This is a genomic window from Pseudomonas sp. P7779 (assembly GCF_013386315.1).
GTDB lineage: Bacteria > Pseudomonadota > Gammaproteobacteria > Pseudomonadales > Pseudomonadaceae > Aquipseudomonas.
Window position 1 is genome coordinate 86,668 of record NZ_JACARZ010000089.1, and the last position, 18,119, is coordinate 104,786.

Sequence of the window (18,119 nt, forward strand, 5' to 3'; positions counted from 1 at the left end):
GTAGGCCGTTGTCGGTTGCTTGGACTTGAAATGACTTGGGATTGTACGGGCGCTTGCTGCCGACGTACAGGCATCTGGTTGCTGGAGCAGGGCTTCTGTGGGAGCTGGCATGCCTGCGATGCAGGCAACACGGTGTGTCAGTTACACCGCGGTGATGCAATCGCAGGCAAGCCAGCTCCTACAGTGATTCGTTTTCCTCGGGAGGATTCAAGCGAATCCGCCGGCTTTCCTGAAACCAGTGCAAGGCGATCAGGACCAGCGTCGGCACACCCAGCAGGCAGGTGATCATGAAGAAGTTGTGGTAACCGAACTTCTCGACCATGACCCCCGAATACCCGCCGATCAAGCGCGGCAGCAGCAGCATGATCGAGCTGAGCAGGGCGTATTGGGTGGCGGAGAACTTCAGGTTGGTCAGGCTCGACAGGTACGCGACAAACGCCGAGGTCGCCATGCCTGAACTGAAGTTGTCCAGGGAAATGGTGAAAATCAGCATCTGCAGGTCCGGGCCCATGTCGGCGAGCATCACGAACAGCAGGTTGGTGCCGGCCGATGCAATGCCGCCGATGAACAGGATCGGCAGAATCCCGAAGCGCACGATCAACAGGCCACCCATGCCGGCGCCCAGCAGGGTCATGATCAGGCCGAAGACTTTGCTGACACCGGCGATCTGGTCCTTGGTAAAGCCCTGGTCGATATAGAACACGTTGGCCATTACGCCCATTACCGTGTCCGACATGCGGTAGGTGGCAATCAGCCCCAACAGCAGGAAGGCCTGCCAGCGGTAGCGCAGGATAAAATCGTTGACCGGCGTGAGCACCGGCGCCAGGCCCCGGCGGCCCATGGTCGACAGGCACAGCGTGGTCAGGATGATGTAGAGGATGGCCCGCAGGAACGCGCGATCTTCCAGCAGCAGGTCCAGCAGGCTGACCCCATGGAACAGCACGCTGGCGAAGTCAGTGTTGTACAGCTGGGTGAACATCGCCGGCACCGACACCAGCAGCACGATCAACACGAACACCGAGACCAGCTGGTGAGCAAAGCTGTAGCGCCCGGCCTGCAATTGGGTACGCAGCGGCACATTGGGTTCGCGCATGAACAGCGTGGTCAGCAGCGCAGGCACCATCAATGCACCAAACAGCACGTACGTACCGGCCCATGCCGAATGCTTGTAGTTGAACCCGGTGGAACCGAAGCCTTCGGCAAAAAACAGCGCACCTGCGGTGGCAAGCAGCGCGGCCACGCGATAACCGGACATATAGCTGGCGGCAAGCGCGGCCTGCTGGCTGTCGCTGGCGATTTCCAGGCGGTAGGCGTCTACGGCGATGTCTTGCGTGGCGGAAGCGAAGGCCACGATCACGGCAATGGCGATCAGCCAGGACAGATGCTTTTGCGGATCACAGAAACCCATGCCGATCAATCCGAGGATCACCAGCGTCTGGGACAGTACCAGCCAGGAGCGACGACGTCCGAGCTTGCCGAGCAGTGGCAGGCGCCATTGGTCGAGCAGGGGCGACCAGACCCACTTGAAGGCATAGGCCAGGCCGATCAGGCTCGCATAACCGATGGTTTCGCGGGCCACGCCGGCCTCGCGCAACCATACCGAGAGCGTCGAGAACACCAACATGTAAGGCAAGCCGGCAGCAAAGCCGAGCAGCAACAGCACTAACGTCGAGGGGCTGGCATAGGCGGCGAGCGCGGCGCGCCAGGTTTTACGGGGCATGGGCTGGAGTCTGCCTCAGAATTACGCAAATAAAGCGCGCACTCTAACCGCTGTGCTCTACCGGGCGCCAGCCATGACGCTGAATATCAACACGATTGTTCAGGATGCTGACGCCTTCGCCGCGCAAACGCGCACGTTGCTCGTCACCCGAGGCACTGCCCACCGGCAGACTTATCCGACCACCGGCACCCAGCACGCGATGCCAGGGCAGTTTGGTGTCCTCGGGCAGTTGGCTCAGGGTGCGACCCACCCAACGTGCGGCGCGACCCAAACCGGCGAGGTGTGCCAGCTCCCCGTAGCTGATCACGCAGCCTTCGGGCACTTGGGCGAGGGTCAGGTACAGCACAGTGCGGCGCATTTCAGCGGGGCTTTGCGGAGCGTCGGTCAGTTCGTTCACGGTGGCATATCCGATGAAAATATCCGTCTATTTGTAAGAAATTTCTGCAAAATGGGGGGCTGAGAGCGGAACTCGATACGAATACCCGAGTCAGTCCTTGCTAAGAAGTTATCCACCCCGATAATGCCCGTTTTTTCGTCAAACTCGAGCCCCATATCCGCTTATGTTGTCCAGAACCCTGCTGTGCCTCGCTGTCTTCAGCGCCTCCACCCCGTTGCTCGCCGACACCGTCTGGTTGAAGAACGGTGACCGCCTGACCGGCAAGATCAAGGTTTTCGACGGTGGCAAGCTGCTGATCCAGACCGACTATGCCGGCGCGATCCCGGTGGACTGGAAGCAGGTCAAGACCCTGGAGAGCGATCAGGAATTGCTGGTCAAGCAGGATGCCTACAGCGGTGAGAAGGCCAAGTCCCTGCAGCCGGCCGACGATGGCAAGGTCATCCTGGCCAACGGCGAGGCGCCCAAGACCGTCGAGCTGGCGAGCATCCAGCAGATCATCAAGCCCAAGCCGGTGATCGAGGACCTGGTGTGGAAGGGCAATGTCGATATGGCGCTGGACTACAAGCGCGCGGAAAAAGACACCAACGACTACGACATCGACTTCAAGACCACTGCCCGCCATGGCCAGTGGCGCCATACCGCCGAGGGCGAGTACAACCGCGAATTCCAGGACGACGTGACCACCACCGACAACTGGGCGCTGGAGTACGACCTGGACCGGTTTATTACCGAACACTGGTTCTGGCAGGGCCGCTTGACCTACAAGCGCGACAAGGTCGAGGACCTGTCCCGCCAGCGCACCGTGGGTACCGGCCCGGGCTACCAATTCTGGGATGACGAACTGGGCGCGTTCTCCCTCGGTTCGCTGGTCAACCGCACCGACTATGAATACCAGGACGGCGGCAAGGACAACTTCTATTCGCTGGCCATGAAGTGGAACTACAACCGCTACCTGGTGGGCAAGACCGTTGAATTCTTCACCAATGGCGAAGTGGGCAAACCGCTGGCCGGGCCGTCCGAGTACTCCCTGGATGCGGAAATGGGCTTGCGCTACAAAGTCACCGAGTGGGCCTCCCTCAACCTCAAGGCCGAGCGCGACATTATTAGTGGCGACTCGGAAAGCGCGTTGAGCAAGACCCGCTACACCGCAGGGTTCGGCGTCGCCTGGTAACGAGCCGCCTGGTAACGAGCCGCCTGGTAATTAAAGGCGTAACCCGCCGTCCATTTCCAGAATCCGCCCGGTGTAGTAGTCGTTCTCGAAGATATACGCCGCTGAATGGGCAATCTCCTCAGGCCGCCCCATGCGCTTGAGGGGAATGCCGGCGGTCATCTTCTCCAAGGCCTCGGGCTTCATGCCCAGCGTCATCTCGGTCTCGATAAACCCCGGTGCGATGCCCGCCACGCGGATGCCGTAGCGCGCCAACTCCTTGGCCCAGGTCACAGTGGCGGCCGCTACACCGGCCTTGGCGGCGGAGTAGTTGGTCTGCCCGACATTGCCGGCCCGCGAGATCGACGAGATATTGATAATGGTGCCCTGGTTCTTCAGCTCCACCATTTTTGCCGCCACCTCACGGGTGCACAGGAACACCCCGGTAAGGTTGACATCGATCACCGCCTGCCACTGGGCCAGGCTCATCTTGGTCATCTCGCCGTCCTTGACCTTGAGCAGCAAGCCGTCGCGCAAGATTCCGGCGTTGTTGATCAAGCCGTTGATGGCACCGAAGTCTTCGGCGATCCGTGCCACGGTGTGGGTCACCTGCTCTTCATTCGCCACGTTGCACAGATAGGCGCGGGCCTTCACTCCATGGGCCTGGCAGGCGGCCACCGCCTGGTCGAGTTTTTCCTGATTGAGGTCCACCAGCGCCAGGTTGGCACCTTTGGCGGCAAAATACTCGGCCATGGAGCGGCCCAAACCCTGGCAACCGCCGGTGATAATGATTACTTTGTCGTTGAGATGCATTCGCAAGTCCTGTGGGCAGAATTAAGCGGCTATCCAAGTTTGTTTTTTGACGAAATTTATCGAAGGAGTCATAAGTTGAGCGCGCACGTTGCCAAGAATGCCCGAGAACTACTGCTCAAGGAATACCGTGGGGCACTCGCCACCTTGTCCAAGGCCATGCCCGGTTTCCCGTTTGGCTCGGTGGTGCCGTATTGCCTGGACGCCGAGGGTCGGCCGCTGATCCTGATCAGCCGTATCGCCCAGCACACCCACAACCTGCAGAAAGACCCCAAGTGCTCGTTGCTGGTCGGTGAGCGTGAGGCGGACGACGTGCAAGCGGTAGGGCGCCTGACCTACCTCGCCGAGGCCGAAAAGCTCGAAGACGGCGCTGCGATTGAAGCCGCCGCCGAGCGTTATTACCGCTATTTCCCGGACTCGGCGAACTACCACAAGGCCCATGATTTTGACTTCTGGGTGCTCAAGCCGGTGCGCCATCGTTATATCGGCGGGTTCGGCGCGATCCACTGGGTCGACCAACTGACCCTGGCCAATCCGTTTGCCGGCAAGGCCGAGCTGAGCATGGTCGAGCACATGAACAGCGACCACACCAAGGCGATTGCCCACTATGTCGAACTGGCCGGCCTGCCGACCTCCGAGCCTGCGCAACTGGCCGGTATCGACAGCGAAGGCATGCACTTGCGCATTGGCCAGGCCCTCTACTGGCTGCCCTTTGCCGAGCCTTGCAACACGCCGACACAAGTACGCGAAGCCTTGGTTTTCCTGGCTCACGCCGAGGTCTGGCCGAAAAAAGCAGCCGCTGAAGCTTGAATTCACGAAACGGCGACGTCATCTAAGGTGGAGTAGCAAGGCATTCTTGCGTTGAGGAACCATTTGATGCGCCCTTTTTTGTTGCTCTTTTTGTTGTTTCCGGTGCTTGAGCTGTTCGTATTCGTACAAGTCAGCGGGGCAATCGGGTTTTTCCCGGCGCTGCTGCTGATCATTCTCGGCTCGATGCTCGGCGTACTGGTGCTGCGCGTCGCCGGCCTGGCCACGGCGCTGCGTGCCCGTGAAAGCCTGAATCGCGGCGAGCTGCCGGCCCAGACCATGCTCGAAGGCCTGATGATGGCATTGGCCGGTGGCCTGCTGATCCTGCCGGGCTTTATCAGCGATGTGGTTGGCCTGGTGATGTTGCTGCCATTCACTCGCAAAGTGCTGGCGGGCAAGATGCGCCAGCGTGCCGAAGAGGCTGCCATTCGCCAGCGCGCCTTTGCCGATGACCTGCAACCCCGTGGTGGCCCGGCCCCGCGCCAGCCCCTGGGGCGCGAAGGTGACGTGATCGAAGGTGAGTTCGAACACCGCGACCCCAAGTAATCCCCTCACTGGCACGGCACCCGCGGGTGCCGTGCGGCTTTTGAAGACGCCCCCCGACACAAAAATTTTCATCTCGGTACCCTTGTAATAAGCTTATGCGCCCTTATGTAACGGTCACCGCAAGGTTTCTGGTGGCGACACCAGACAGACTTCCGCGTTTCGCGCCGCGAACCGCGACCGGCACCGCCGGAATTTAACTAGCCGGAATTGACACCGGCCGATGAAAAACACAATTAGGAGAGATCGACAATGAGCAAGCTTCGTCCTCTGCATGACCGCGTCGTCATCCGTCGCAGTGAAGAAGAAAAGAAAACCGCTGGCGGTATCGTGCTGCCAGGTTCGGCTGCTGAAAAAGCCAACCACGGTGTGATTGTCGCTGCTGGCCCAGGCAAGACCCTGGAAAACGGAGAAGTACGTGCGCTGGCTGTGAAAGTGGGTGACAAGGTTGTGTTCGGCCCTTACTCCGGCAGCAACACTGTGAAAGTCGACGGCGAAGACCTGCTGGTAATGGCTGAGAACGAGATTCTCGCTGTTCTGGAAGGCTGATTTCCCCGTTCATCTTCCCGTTACTACAAAGTATTTAAGGAATATCGATCATGGCTGCTAAAGAAGTTAAATTCGGCGATTCCGCCCGTAAGAAAATGCTCGCCGGTGTGAACGTCCTGGCTGACGCAGTAAAAGCGACCCTGGGCCCTAAAGGCCGTAACGTGATCATCGAGAAGAGCTTCGGCGCTCCGACCATCACCAAGGACGGCGTTTCCGTCGCCAAAGAAATCGAGCTGAAAGATCGCTTCGAAAACATGGGCGCGCAGTTGGTCAAAGACGTTGCCTCCCGTGCCAACGATGACGCAGGCGACGGCACCACCACCGCTACCGTTCTGGCTCAGTCGATCGTCAACGAAGGCCTGAAAGCCGTCGCTGCCGGCATGAACCCGATGGACCTGAAACGCGGCATCGACAAGGCGACCATCGCCATTGTCAAAGAGCTGAAGTCCCTGTCCAAGCCATGCGCTGACACCAAGGCAATCGCTCAGGTCGGCACCATCTCGGCCAACTCCGACAGCTCCATCGGCGACATCATTGCCGAAGCCATGGAAAAAGTCGGTAAAGAAGGCGTGATCACCGTTGAAGAAGGCTCGGGCCTGGAAAACGAACTGTCGGTTGTTGAAGGCATGCAGTTCGATCGTGGCTACCTGTCCCCGTACTTCGTCAACAAGCCAGACACCATGACCGCCGAGCTCGACGGCCCGCTGATCCTGCTGGTTGACAAGAAGATCTCCAACATCCGTGAACTGCTGCCAGTTCTGGAGGCTGTTGCCAAGGCCGGCCGCCCACTGCTGATCGTTTCCGAAGACGTTGAAGGCGAAGCCCTGGCGACTCTGGTTGTGAACAACATGCGCGGTATCGTGAAAGTGGTTGCTGTCAAGGCACCTGGTTTCGGCGATCGTCGCAAGGCAATGCTGCAGGACATCGCTGTCCTGACTGGCGGTACCGTTATCTCCGAAGAGATCGGCCTGAGCCTGGAAAGCGCTACCCTGGAACACCTGGGTAATGCCAAGCGCGTCACCGTGACCAAGGAAAACACCACCGTGATCGACGGTGCTGGTGTTGAAGCTGACATCCAGGCACGTGTTACCCAGATCCGCGCTCAAGTGGCTGATACCACTTCCGACTACGACCGTGAAAAACTGCAAGAGCGTCTGGCCAAGCTGTCCGGCGGCGTTGCAGTGATCAAGGTTGGCGCGGGTTCCGAAGTTGAAATGAAAGAGAAGAAAGCCCGCGTTGAAGACGCCCTGCACGCTACCCGTGCAGCCGTTGAAGAAGGCGTGGTACCTGGCGGTGGCGTGGCGCTGGTTCGCGCTCTGCAGGCTATCTCCGAGCTGAAAGGCGACAACGCTGACCAAGACGTCGGTATCGCTCTGCTGCGTCGTGCTGTTGAAGCACCTCTGCGCCAGATCGTTGCCAACTCCGGCGACGAGCCAAGCGTAGTGGTCGACAAGGTCAAGCAGGGTTCGGGTAACTTCGGTTACAACGCTGCTACCGGCGAATACGGCGACATGATCGAAATGGGCATCCTGGACCCGGCTAAAGTGACTCGTTCGGCTCTGCAAGCGGCTTCGTCGATTGCCAGCTTGATGATCACCACTGAAGCAATGATCGCCGAGATCAAAGAAGATGCTCCAGCTGGCGGCGGTATGCCAGACATGGGCGGTATGGGCGGCATGGGCGGCATGATGTAAGCCAGCCTTACCCCGATACTGAAAAACCCCGCCTGCAGCGATGCAGGCGGGGTTTTTTTATGCTGATCGTTCCCACGCTCTGCGTGGGAATGCCGCCAGGGACGCTCCGCGTCTCTCTTTACGCGCACGCCTCAGCTGACGCCGCGACGCCCCAGCAGTTTCTTGAACATGAAGCCGCGAGCCAGCATCAGGTGCGAGGCGGGCGGCAAAGATGCCACGGGTCCCGGTGCCGCAGAGCCGGATGACGGATGGACAGGCACGTGTGCGGTTTTTTTGAGGGGCGCCGGTTGGGGCCGCTCCCAATGGCCGGACATGACCACCATGCCCAGCAGTTTGAGGGTATTGCCGTAATAGTCATGGTCACGGATGGACCGGCGTTGCAGGTTGTCCCAAAGGTTATTGAGCCACAGCTGATTGTCGGGGTTGATCATTGCGCTGACCCCGAGTGCCGCCACAAAGGCCGGCTCATTGTGCGCTTCCTCGATCGCACTGCCGTCGATTCGGTAGCCACTGTTGAAGTTGCCCGGCTCATCGTGGGTGGTGGCGCGTGCCCAGCGGTTGAAGGTGGTCAAGGTGTACAGCGCACGCGGGTCACCGTACATCAGGTAATCCAGGCCGATGCGCCACGGGTAGCGGGCCGCGTTCCACGAATAGCTGCCGTCGTATGGGCCTTCCACCAGATCGGGCCGCGCCGGGGTGATCGAGGTGTCCAGGTGGCTGATGAAGTCCGGCACCAGCCCGCTGTTGGCGCTGTACCGTTGGGTAAAGTCACTGATGATCGAATAGGTCTTGTCGCGCACCGCCTGCCAGCGCTTGTCCCCGGTCATGGTGAAAAAGCTGTAGAGGTGCGACTGCATGAAGTCCGAGCTGCGGGTGGTGTACTCAAGCTCTGCGTCACCGTCGGTACCGGCCCAGTCGCCGAGCATCAGGTGCTGAGTCCTGGGGTGCACCTCGTGTTTCATGATCGCCGCCATCACCGTGTTGGCCTCGCTGCGATAGTCAATGGAGCCCTCGCTGCCCCATTTCTGATCGGCCAGCAGCAGGGCGTAGGCGATGTCCAGGTCGCCATCGGTGGCACTGACGTCGCCACGGAAAGGGTCGGTGGAGTCGCCGCATCCCTCGGTCTGGTTCCAGGCCATCAGGCCGGGATCGGACGCTGCCGGGTGATCCTGGAAGTAGCGCACCATGCCGTCGAAAGTCCGTTGGGCCTGGTCATCGTAGTCGGCCATCATCACAGTGAGCAGCATGCCGTAGCCATGGGCCTCGGACACGGTGATGGTGTTGGGCGCGGCGCCACCACCCACGGGTTTGTGGTCGGCGTTGACCTTGATGAAATACCGGCCGCTGCCGCATTCCCCCGACAGGTAAACCGCCTTCCAGTCCTTGTAGAACGTGACCAGTTGTTGATCCATGATCGCCTGGGGCTGGCGATTGGGCAGGATGGTGCCGGGGTAGTAGGGCGCTTGGACATTCTGGGCCGCAACGCCGCCTGACCATGAACCGGCGGCCATGCACAGTGATAACAGCAGCGTGGGCAGATGCCGTCTAGGGTGACGCATGAGCTGACTCTCCAACCTGATCCAAAGGGCAAGGTCGCGAGGTTAGCGGCAGCGCGGATGTTCCACTGTCACAGGCTGTAACAGCCTAGGCCGGGCGCAGTGCGAGGGTCAGGGTCAGGCGTGCGCCGCCCAACGGGCTGCGGGTGATCGACAGCTCACCACCGTGCCAGTGGGTGGCGCGCTTGGCCAGTGCCAGGCCGAGGCCAAATCCGCTGGGCTCGTCGCCGCCCATGGCCAGGCGCACGAAGGGTTCGAAGATCTTTTCGCGGTTTTCTGGCAGTACGCCCGGGCCGTCATCATCCACATGCAGCACCAGGTGCTGGCCCTGGCACGCAGCGCTGACGTTCACCCGTTCGCGGGCGTAGTTAATGGCGTTGCTTAACAGGTTGCGCACGATCAGATGCAGCAGGGCGCGGTCGCCGATCAGTTCCAGGTCGGCCGGGTCGGTGTCCAGGGTCAGCAAGCGATGGTGCCCGTCCAGCAGGGCAAACTCCTGCTGCAGCCAGGCATAGAGATTGATTGGCTCATGCTGCAGGTCGCTGGGTGCATCGGCCAGCCGGGCAAAGGCGAGGCTGGCGCGAACCAGCGACTCCAGTTCTTCGATATCGGTGTGCAGGCGCTCTTGCAGGCGGGTGCGGGTGTCGGGGTCGGCGCTTTTACTCAGTAGTGCCAGGGCAAAACGCATCCGCGCCAAGGGTGTGCGCAGTTCGTGGGACACCGCCTGGGAAACCTCCCGGTGGCGTTCGCCCATCGAGCTGATATCCAGCGCGTGCCGTTGCAAGGTCAGCAGCAGCGGCGCCCACTCCTGGCTCATCGCGGGCAGCAGCGTGTTGGGCGAGCGGGCGAGGGTAGCAATGCAGGCATTAAGGGCATCGAGGTCATGGGTGTATTTGCGCCGGGAACGCAGGGCAATCCAGAGAAACAGCAGTACCGGCAGGCCGGCGACACAGGCGGTCACCCAGTACACCGGATATTGCAGCAAGTCCTTCACTTCGGCGGTTCCCCACAAGGGGCCGAATTGAATCACCGTGTCATCGTCCAGCGGGAAGTAGGTGACGTCCTCATCACTGTTCTGCGCCGGCTGATGGTGGTCGAGCATCACAATAGCTTCAGGCGGCAGCTCGATATCATCCTTTTTCACCAGGCTCACCGGGTACTGAAAGCGTGCTTGCAGTGACTCGATGCGCGCTTCCCGTTGTTCGGCGGGCAAGGCCTTGAGTTGCTCGGCAACGAGATAACCCGGCCCGGCCATCAGCCGCAGAAAACTGTAGTCCCCGATAAACACCGAGGCGTTCGAGCACAACCACAACAGGTAAAAAGTGAGGGCGGCCCAGCTGGTGCCGGCCGCGATGGCCATCCACGGGCGAACTTTAGACAGCATGCTGGCTCCCCGTCGGGATTTCGACGAACAGGTATCCCTGCGCCGTGATGGTCTGGATGGTCACGGGGCACTCAAGGCTCATCAGTTTTTTGCGCAAGCGCGACACCCGCATATCAATCGACCGGTTCAGCCCGTCGTACTCCAGGCCGCGCAGGCGCTGGAGCAGTTTTTCCCGGGTCAGCAATACGCCGCAATGGCGGGCAAAGATGGCGAGCAACTCGAATTCGGCCACCGAAAACTGCAAGGGCGCCTCGCCAAGCCAGGCGAAGTGGTTGTTCAGGTCCAGCCGAAAAGCGCCCCACTGGTAGTAACTGCGGGGGGCCTGGGGATGGCGGCGCAGCAGCGAGCGGATCCTTGCCAGCAACAGTTGCGGGTCGATCGGCTTGACCACGTAGTCGTCGGCCCCGGCGGCAAACCCCACCAATTGTTCGGCGTTCTCGTCCAGGGCCGTCATCATCAGGATCAGCCCGGGGTAGTGGTCGCGAATCTGTCGGCACAGGGTAAAACCGTCGATGCCCGGCAGCATCACATCGAGGATCAACAGTGCCGGCTGTTCATCCTGGATACGCTGGGCGGCGCGGTCGCCACGGTGTTCCACTGCAACGCTAAAGCCTTCGGCGCGCAGGAACTCGGCCGTCAGTGCCGCCAGGGGCAGGTCGTCTTCGATCAGCAACAGGGTATCGGACATGGCTCAGCAGGATCGTTGCCAAAAAGTGCGCAGAGTGTTGCGCCCTTGCCCCCGGCTAGGCAAGGGCTGTTCATCACGGCATCACGGGCTGCTTGCGGAAGGCGGGCTGCGGTGTTTTCACCGGCCGGTACAGCAGGAAGTAATAGGCGCCCAAACAAATCAGCCAGCTGAAAATTGCCGTCCACACGTTGTGGGAAAGAAAGTGCGCCCCTTGCATCGTGCGGCTCACCGAAAGCACCGTGCCCAGGCCCAGCGCAAACAGGAACGCCGAGCGCGCCATCCGCGGTCGGCGATCCCTCAGGGCAAAAAACAACGCAAACAGCGCAAACCCGGTCGCCGCATGTCCGCCCGGCCAGCAACGGCCAGGCTTGTCGGTCGGCGGCCTGGGGCTCAGCAGTTCGCTGTACGTCTCCTGGCCGCCAAACTCCTTGACGCTCCACGGGCATTGCACCCCGGTCACCGTCTTCAACGGTGAAACGAACGAGGTGGCCAGTGCCAGCGACAGCACCAGGCAGCCCAGTTCTCGGCGATAGGGTTTGAGTCGCTCAAAGACAAAGGCCCCGGCAAACCCGGCGATTGCCAGCACCGAAAACACGATCACCATCTGCTTGGCGCGATCGTGAAGAATGTCCTCCAGAAAAAAACTGTGCCGGCCCACGAAGCCGCCTTCGGACGCGTCGTAAAACAGCCTGGCGATGTCCATGTCCAGCGACGTCAGCTCCAGCAGCAACATGGCCACCGCCAGAACGGCAGGCACACCGAGGCACAGCCAGAAGTTGAGGGGTTGGGATAACGGACGAACAGCGATTGCGTGCATGGCGAACTCAGACTCTAAAAAAAGCCCCGGTCAGACCTGGCCGGGGCATTTTGGTTAGCGTGTACTCACTTGGGAAGCCTCGTCCTTGGGCACCCTCCAGCTCAGCAACTGTTGCTTGTAGTCATAACTGGCGCCCTGGTAGTAGGTGATGGCCCGTTGGATCAACGGGTCATCGCTGCCAACGCGGATTTCGTGGCTGTCGCCCAGGGCCTGGTCATGCCGACGCAAGCCTTGGCGCGGGCTGAGAATCGCCAGGTCCTTGCCGTCGAACAACCCCAGGTACTGGTAATTGCCGACTACTACCCGTGGCGGCAGGGGGTTGTCCTGCAGCAGGTTGCGGCCAAAAAACGTCGACTCGTAGCTCAGGTTCAGCAAGCCCAGCAGGGTCGGGGCGAGGTCGATCTGGCTGGCCAGCTTCGCGTTCTCGCCGGCGTCTACCAGTTTGGGTGCGTAGATGAACAGCGGGATCTGGTAGTTGACCATCGGCAGGTCTTCCTTGCCGGCGCTGCCCGCCGTGTGGTCGGCGACGAAAATAAAGATCGTGTTGTCGAACCAGGGTTTCTGGCGCGCCGCCTCCAGGAACTGGCCGATGGCATGGTCGGTGTACTTCACCGCGCCGTCGCGACCGTCACCGGATTTGATATCAATGCGGCCAGCCGGGTAGGTATACGGACGGTGGTTGGAGGTGGTCATCAGTTGCAGCAGGAATGGTTGCTGCTTGGCGTAGTCGGCGTCCGCCAGTTTCAGCGTCTGTTTATAGAGGTCTTCGTCGGCCATGCCCCAGGCGTTTTTAAAGCTGATTTCGGATTCGGGCACGCTGCTCTGGTCGACCACGCGGTAACCGTTGCCGCTGAAAAACGCGTTCATGTTGTCGAAGTAGCCCCGGCCGCCGTAGACAAACACGCTGTCGTAGCCGATGGCGTTGAGCTGCTGGCCGAGGCTGCCGAAACCGCTTTCCCGGCCGATACGCTTGACGATGGAACGCCCGGGCGTCGGCGGGATGGCCAGGGTGATGGCTTCCAGGCCGCGGTCGGTGCGGGTGCCGGTGGCGTAGAAGTTATTGAAGTACAGGCTCTGTTTGCGCAGCGCATCGAGGTTGGGCGTGAGGTTATTCGGGTCGCCGTTGCTGCCCATGTACTTGGCACTGAAGCTTTCGATGGTCACCAGCACGATGTTGGGTTTGCGCAGCGTGCCCGGGTTGGTAATGGCGCGACGGATATCCAGCGGATCCGTGCCGATAAACCGTGCGTTGGGCTCGCTGAGTTCTGCGCGCAACTGCTTGGCGACTACATCCGCCGGCAGGCTCTTGTAGAACTGGGTGTAGTCCAGTTCGTTGTTACGGAAAGCGGCGAAGAACTGATAGGGGCCGTTGCTGGCCAATTCGTTGTTGTAGGCGTTACCGCCCTGGCTGCGCGGGCTGTCCTGGTTGATCAGTTGCAGGCTCAGGCCGGCCAGCAGCAGCAGGCCAAGGGCACTGAGCAGACGCTTGCGCATCGCAGGCAACGGCGCGTCCATGGCCGCGTTGAACGGTTTACGCAAGACCACGCTCAAGACGATCGCCATCACGGCCAGCAGACTCAGCAGCTTGCCGATCGGATACGACTCCAGCAGGTTGTTCAGCACTTCCTTGGAGTAGACCAGGTAATCCACGGCAATGAAGTTGAAGCGCACGCCGAACTCGTCCCAGAACAGCCATTCGGCCACGCTGGTGAAAAGCATGGCGAACAGGCTGACGGTGAGTACCGCCTGCAGGAACCAGCGATGGCCGCGACGGCGCCACAAGCCTGGCGGGCACAGCAGCAAATACAGGCCCAGGGGCAGGGCGGCATAGGCGAGGAAGCCGAGGTCATAGAGCAGGCCCACGCCGAATACCGGCAGCAGGTTACCGCTCACCTCATCCAGATGGGTTACCAGCAGCACGCTGCGGGTCAGTAGAAAAACCACCAGCCAGGCACCGGTCACCAACAGCAAATAGCGCATTGGCGCCGTTTTTGGAAAACCCATGTCAATGTTCCTTATTTACGATGGGCGCGATCTTCGCGCTGACACTGTAGTCAGCTTGTGAACCTATAGTGAAAAACTCGTTAAGTTCCCCAATCGGTTGAAAACAGTAATCGGTGCGGCCTTCAGGCCTAGCCGTGAGCCATACTTGGCCTTAAGCTGCGCGAGCCAACACGGCCGTTACCGCGTACGGAGACACTGCCCATGCGAATTTTATTGGTTGAAGACAACCGCGATATTCTGGCCAACCTGGCGGATTACCTGGGGCTGAAGGGCTACACCGTAGACTGTGCGCAGGACGGTTTGTCGGGCCTGCACCTGGCTGCCACCGAACATTACGACCTGATCGTGCTCGACATCATGCTGCCCGGCATTGACGGCTACACCTTGTGCAAACGCCTGCGGGAAGACGCGCGCCGCGACACGCCGGTGATCATGCTCACCGCCCGCGACCAACTGGATGACCGGCTGCAGGGCTTCAAGTCCGGCGCTGATGACTATCTGCTCAAGCCATTTGCGCTGTCGGAGTTGGCCGCGCGCATCGAAGCGGTGCTGCGTCGTGCCCAGGGCGGCGGTCGCCGTGCGCTGCAAGTCGGTGACCTGAGTTACGACCTCGACACCCTGGAAGTCACCCGCGAAGGGCGCCTGCTCAAGCTCAACCCGGTCGGCCTGAAGCTGCTGGCGGTGCTGATGCAAAAAAGCCCCCATGTGCTGCGCCGCGAGATTCTCGAAGAAGCCCTGTGGGGCGATGACTGCCCGGACAGCGACAGCTTGCGCAGCCACGTCCATCAACTGCGTCAGGTGATCGATAAACCCTTCGCCAAGCCGTTGCTGCAAACGGTGCACGGTGTGGGTTATCGCCTGGCCGAGGGTCGTGATGGAGTTTAAGCAAAGCCTTGCCCAGCGGATCATCATCGCCTTCGCCTTGATGAGCGCGCTGGTGGCGGGGGCCTTCGCCATGGGCATCGTCGCTACGGTGCACCTGGTGGAAGAAAAACTCATATCGGCAGGCCTGGGCGGTGACTTGCAACGGCTGTTGCTGATGGACAGCGTCGAGGACTGGAGCCATCGCCCGGAGCCCGACCAGTTGTTCTACTTCAGCGGCGGCCCCGGCGATTTCGAACTGCCCAAGGACTTGCGTCATCTGGAGCCTGGTTTTCACGAGGTGTTTCGGGAGGCGCTGTCCTACCATGCCATGGTCGAGGTGGTCGACGGCCGCCGTTATGTCCTGCTGCAAGACCAGAGCGATTTCGAAGAGCGCGAGCGCGTGCTGTTTGCCGTGGTGCTGGTGGGGTTTGTACTCAGCCTGGCGTTGGCGGTATTCCTCGGCTGGGTGCTGGCGCGCAAGGTAATGGCGCCGGTGGTGCGTCTGGCCCGCCAGGTGCGGCACCGCGACCAGTTACTCGGACTGGCACCACCGCTGGCGCCGGATTACGCCGCGGATGAAGTCGGCGAATTGGCCGTGGCCTTCGACGCCACCCTGGGCCGTTTGCGCCAGGCATTGTCCCGGGAGCAACTGTTTACCAGTGACGTGAGCCACGAATTGCGCACCCCGCTGATGGTGCTCGCCAGTTCCTGCGAGCTGTTGCTGGAGAACCCCGCGATTGACCAGCGCGGCCGCAAGCAGGTCGAGCGCATTGCGCGGGCCTGTGAAGAAATGCGCGAACTGGTGCAGACCTTCCTGATGCTGGCCCGTGCCCAGCGCGAGGAGGCCGGCATGTCGCCCCAGGCCAGCCTGGCCCAGGTGGCCGAGGACTTGCTGGGGATCTGGCGTGAGCCGATCGAGCGCAAAGGCCTTGAGCTGATCTATCAACCGGGCAATCCACTGGATACCCGCTACAACGCGACCTTCCTGCACGCGGTCATGGGCAACCTGTTGCGTAATGCCCTGCACTACACCGAGCATGGCTTGATCCGCCTTACCCTGGAACCGAGCGGTTTTGTGGTGGAAGACACTGGCGTGGGCATTCCCGAGGACAAGCGCGAAGCGATGTTCGAACCGTTTGTGCGTGGCAGTGAAAAGCGCGGTGAAGGCCTTGGCCTGGGTTTGTCCTTGGTTCAGCGCATCTGCGAGAACCAGGGTTGGAGCGTCAGCCTCAGCACCATGGAGCCCAACGGCTGCCGCTTTCACGTCGAATTGAGTCAGGTCAAAGCCTGATGCCTGCCCTGCCGCTAAGCTGCGGCAGACTTCCTGATTTTCGCCGAAGATGGCATCATGCCACGACTTGTGTCTGCAAAGTTTTGTAATGTATACGATTCGACAGGACAAGTTTTTCACAACGTGTTGACCTGTTGATCACAGGATTCTTTTTAAGGTTGTAGGCATCAGTAACTGGAGACCCGGTGATGCCTACCCCGATCAAGCTCGAATTTTCCGAAAAGTACGACGATCAGCACGCGCAGAATTATTTACTCAAACACCAGGACAATCTGGCTCGCCGGTTGTCCCACAAACGCGACGAGCAATTGGCCCGTGGTGCGCTGGCCATGGCCGGTGAGCCTGGCCTGGTGCTGGATTTGCCATGTGGTGCCGGGCGTTTCTGGCCGTTGCTGGCAGAAAAGCCCAACCGCGTGATCATCGGCGCCGACAACTCCGCGTCGATGTTGAAGATTGCCACCGTCGCCCAGCCGGCGGATGTGGTGAAACGGGTACGCCCCTTGCAAACGTCTGCCTTTGATATCGATTTGCCAGATAATGCGGTCGACAGTATTTTCTGCATGCGCTTGATGCACCACATAGGTGACCCCGAGCACAGGCTGGCAATACTGCGCGAATTTCAGCGTGTTACCCGTGACAGCGTGATTATCTCGCTGTGGGTGGACGGCAACTTCAAGGCGTGGAAACGCAAGCGTGCCGAAGTGCGGCGTCGCAACAAGGGTGAGCAGGAAGGTTACCAAAATCGGTTTGTGTTACCGGCTGCTACTGTTGAGGCAGAGTTTGAGCAGGCCGGTTTCCGTGTTCAGGAATCTCTGGACTTCATACCGCTCTACGCCATGTGGCGAGTGTATGTATTGCGCAAGAGGTAACAGGATGGCTGTCGAGTGTTTACCAGGTAGTGAAGTAGCTCCCGAGGAGCGATTTGATTATTTCTGGCGCCAGCAGGGCGAGTGGGTCGAAGAGCCCAATCGTCGTCGCGGCGGTGAAAGTGGTGTGCAACGGGTGACGGGCACCAATGGGCGTTTGCTCTACAGCAAGCGCCAGACCGGTCATATCTACCGTAGTTGGCTCCATCCGTTTGGGCGCCCGACTGTGTTGCGTGAGCGTGACGCCCTGAAGGGCCTGCGCTTGCTGGATGTACGCGTGCCGGAGTTGGTGTTCTGTGAGGCCCGTCGCGATCCTGAGCACCAATGGAAGGCGTTGTTGGTCACGGCGTCGCTGGACGGTTTCGACGAGATCGAAAACTGGTACGCCGCCGGTGGTCGTGAGCAGTATGGCGAGTTGGTGCATGAGCGTTTGCTCAAGGAACTGGCTGGTACGTTGGCGCGGATGCACAAGGGGCGTTGGCAGCATGGTTGCCTGTATATCAAGCATATCTTTGTGCGGGTGACGGGTGAGGGTGACGCGGCGAAGGTTGAGGTGGCGTTGCTGGATTTCGAGAAGTGCCGGCAGCGCTTGACCGCTTTGCGGGCGGCCCGGCATGACATGTTGCAGTTGCGCCGCCATTCGTCGTGGAATGCTACGGACTGGCAAAAACTGAGCTACTTTTACGAGACGGCGTTTGGCAGCGCTATCAAGGGTTTAACGTAATGAAGCTAGAAATTGCACGAGGTTTGTTTCTGTTGGGGGCTTTGGGCATAGCTGCCTTGGCCCTGGCTGCCTGGGAGCAGCCCCGGACACAAGTTCTCAGTGCGGTGCAGGGTGTCGGGCAGCAATGCCCGATGCCGCGGATCGCCAAGGTCGGTGTCGCGGCCAAGCCTGATCATGAGTTGTTGTTGTTCATGTTTGGGATGTCCCAAGGGATGAGGCCACAGAGTTGAAGAGATTGAAGCCCAAATAAAAGGCCTC

The 18,119-nt window shown here is 60.4% G+C and carries 18 protein-coding genes; 10 read left to right on the plus strand and 8 right to left on the minus strand.

Annotated elements, in window-relative coordinates; genetic code table 11:
- Window positions 1–178: 178 nt before the first annotated feature.
- Together HX869_RS24570 and HX869_RS24575 are read right to left on the minus strand one after the other, a co-directional pair.
- On the minus strand, window positions 179–1,720 hold the full coding sequence (locus tag HX869_RS24570) for an AmpG family muropeptide MFS transporter (protein ID WP_008433581.1): 1,542 nt from the start codon (window positions 1,718–1,720) through the stop codon (window positions 179–181).
- A gap of 43 nt (window positions 1,721–1,763) precedes the next feature.
- Window positions 1,764–2,078, minus strand: coding sequence for an MGMT family protein (locus tag HX869_RS24575; protein ID WP_218166212.1), 315 nt, complete (start codon window positions 2,076–2,078; stop codon window positions 1,764–1,766).
- A gap of 202 nt (window positions 2,079–2,280) precedes the next feature.
- Between HX869_RS24575 and HX869_RS24580 the strand changes: the two genes are divergently transcribed.
- Entirely contained in the window at window positions 2,281–3,288 is a 1,008-nt protein-coding gene (locus HX869_RS24580) for a DUF481 domain-containing protein (protein ID WP_003208606.1), read from the plus strand.
- A 30-nt stretch (window positions 3,289–3,318) separates the two neighbouring features.
- On the opposite strand, the gene HX869_RS24585 is transcribed toward HX869_RS24580, so the two are convergent.
- On the minus strand, window positions 3,319–4,077 hold the full coding sequence (locus HX869_RS24585; protein ID WP_102369815.1) for an SDR family oxidoreductase: 759 nt from the start codon (window positions 4,075–4,077) through the stop codon (window positions 3,319–3,321).
- Window positions 4,078–4,152: 75 nt separating this feature from the next.
- Between HX869_RS24585 and HX869_RS24590 the strand changes: the two genes are divergently transcribed.
- From HX869_RS24590 to groL, 4 genes are all read left to right on the plus strand, one after another.
- On the plus strand, window positions 4,153–4,884 hold the full coding sequence (locus HX869_RS24590) for a HugZ family protein (RefSeq protein WP_003208603.1): 732 nt from the start codon (window positions 4,153–4,155) through the stop codon (window positions 4,882–4,884).
- A gap of 66 nt (window positions 4,885–4,950) precedes the next feature.
- A complete protein-coding gene (locus HX869_RS24595) occupies window positions 4,951–5,427 on the plus strand; it encodes an FxsA family protein (protein ID WP_003208601.1) in 477 nt (158 codons plus the stop codon).
- A gap of 249 nt (window positions 5,428–5,676) precedes the next feature.
- Window positions 5,677–5,973 carry a co-chaperone GroES gene (groES, locus tag HX869_RS24600; protein WP_017846112.1) on the plus strand — a complete coding sequence of 99 codons (297 nt, stop codon included), beginning with the start codon at window positions 5,677–5,679 and terminating at the stop codon, window positions 5,971–5,973.
- 50 nt (window positions 5,974–6,023) lie between these two features.
- Entirely contained in the window at window positions 6,024–7,667 is a 1,644-nt protein-coding gene (gene groL, locus HX869_RS24605; RefSeq protein ID WP_003208597.1) for a chaperonin GroEL, read from the plus strand.
- A gap of 131 nt (window positions 7,668–7,798) precedes the next feature.
- On the opposite strand, the gene HX869_RS24610 is transcribed toward groL, so the two are convergent.
- The 5 genes from HX869_RS24610 to HX869_RS24630 all read right to left on the minus strand — a co-directional run bounded on the left by HX869_RS24610 (window position 7,799) and on the right by HX869_RS24630 (window position 14,116).
- A complete protein-coding gene (locus HX869_RS24610) occupies window positions 7,799–9,226 on the minus strand; it encodes a glycosyl hydrolase family 8 (protein ID WP_177049764.1) in 1,428 nt (475 codons plus the stop codon).
- An 85-nt stretch (window positions 9,227–9,311) separates the two neighbouring features.
- Entirely contained in the window at window positions 9,312–10,607 is a 1,296-nt protein-coding gene (locus HX869_RS24615) for a HAMP domain-containing sensor histidine kinase (RefSeq protein ID WP_178903785.1), read from the minus strand.
- Window positions 10,597–11,295 carry a response regulator transcription factor gene (locus HX869_RS24620; protein WP_003208592.1) on the minus strand — a complete coding sequence of 233 codons (699 nt, stop codon included), beginning with the start codon at window positions 11,293–11,295 and terminating at the stop codon, window positions 10,597–10,599. Before HX869_RS24620 ends, HX869_RS24615 begins: the two co-directional genes overlap by 11 nt.
- A gap of 73 nt (window positions 11,296–11,368) precedes the next feature.
- Window positions 11,369–12,112, minus strand: coding sequence for a phosphatase PAP2 family protein (locus HX869_RS24625; RefSeq protein ID WP_134327250.1), 744 nt, complete (start codon window positions 12,110–12,112; stop codon window positions 11,369–11,371).
- Window positions 12,113–12,166: 54 nt separating this feature from the next.
- Window positions 12,167–14,116, minus strand: coding sequence for an LTA synthase family protein (locus HX869_RS24630; RefSeq protein ID WP_178903786.1), 1,950 nt, complete (start codon window positions 14,114–14,116; stop codon window positions 12,167–12,169).
- Window positions 14,117–14,317: 201 nt separating this feature from the next.
- Between HX869_RS24630 and colR the strand changes: the two genes are divergently transcribed.
- The 5 genes from colR (at window position 14,318) to HX869_RS24655 (ending at window position 18,091) form a co-directional block, all read left to right on the plus strand.
- On the plus strand, window positions 14,318–15,001 hold the full coding sequence (colR, locus tag HX869_RS24635; RefSeq protein WP_003175870.1) for a two-component system response regulator ColR: 684 nt from the start codon (window positions 14,318–14,320) through the stop codon (window positions 14,999–15,001).
- Window positions 14,991–16,271: a HAMP domain-containing sensor histidine kinase gene (locus HX869_RS24640; protein ID WP_102606183.1), complete on the plus strand. Its 1,281-nt coding sequence runs from the start codon at window positions 14,991–14,993 to the stop codon at window positions 16,269–16,271. Before colR ends, HX869_RS24640 begins: the two co-directional genes overlap by 11 nt.
- Window positions 16,272–16,459: 188 nt before the next feature.
- On the plus strand, window positions 16,460–17,140 hold the full coding sequence (locus HX869_RS24645) for a class I SAM-dependent methyltransferase (protein ID WP_008433602.1): 681 nt from the start codon (window positions 16,460–16,462) through the stop codon (window positions 17,138–17,140).
- Window positions 17,141–17,144: 4 nt separating this feature from the next.
- Window positions 17,145–17,861: a lipopolysaccharide kinase InaA family protein gene (locus HX869_RS24650; RefSeq protein ID WP_023659223.1), complete on the plus strand. Its 717-nt coding sequence runs from the start codon at window positions 17,145–17,147 to the stop codon at window positions 17,859–17,861.
- A complete protein-coding gene (locus HX869_RS24655; protein ID WP_008433604.1) occupies window positions 17,861–18,091 on the plus strand; it encodes a hypothetical protein in 231 nt (76 codons plus the stop codon). Before HX869_RS24650 ends, HX869_RS24655 begins: the two co-directional genes overlap by 1 nt.
- Window positions 18,092–18,119 lie beyond the last annotated feature (28 nt).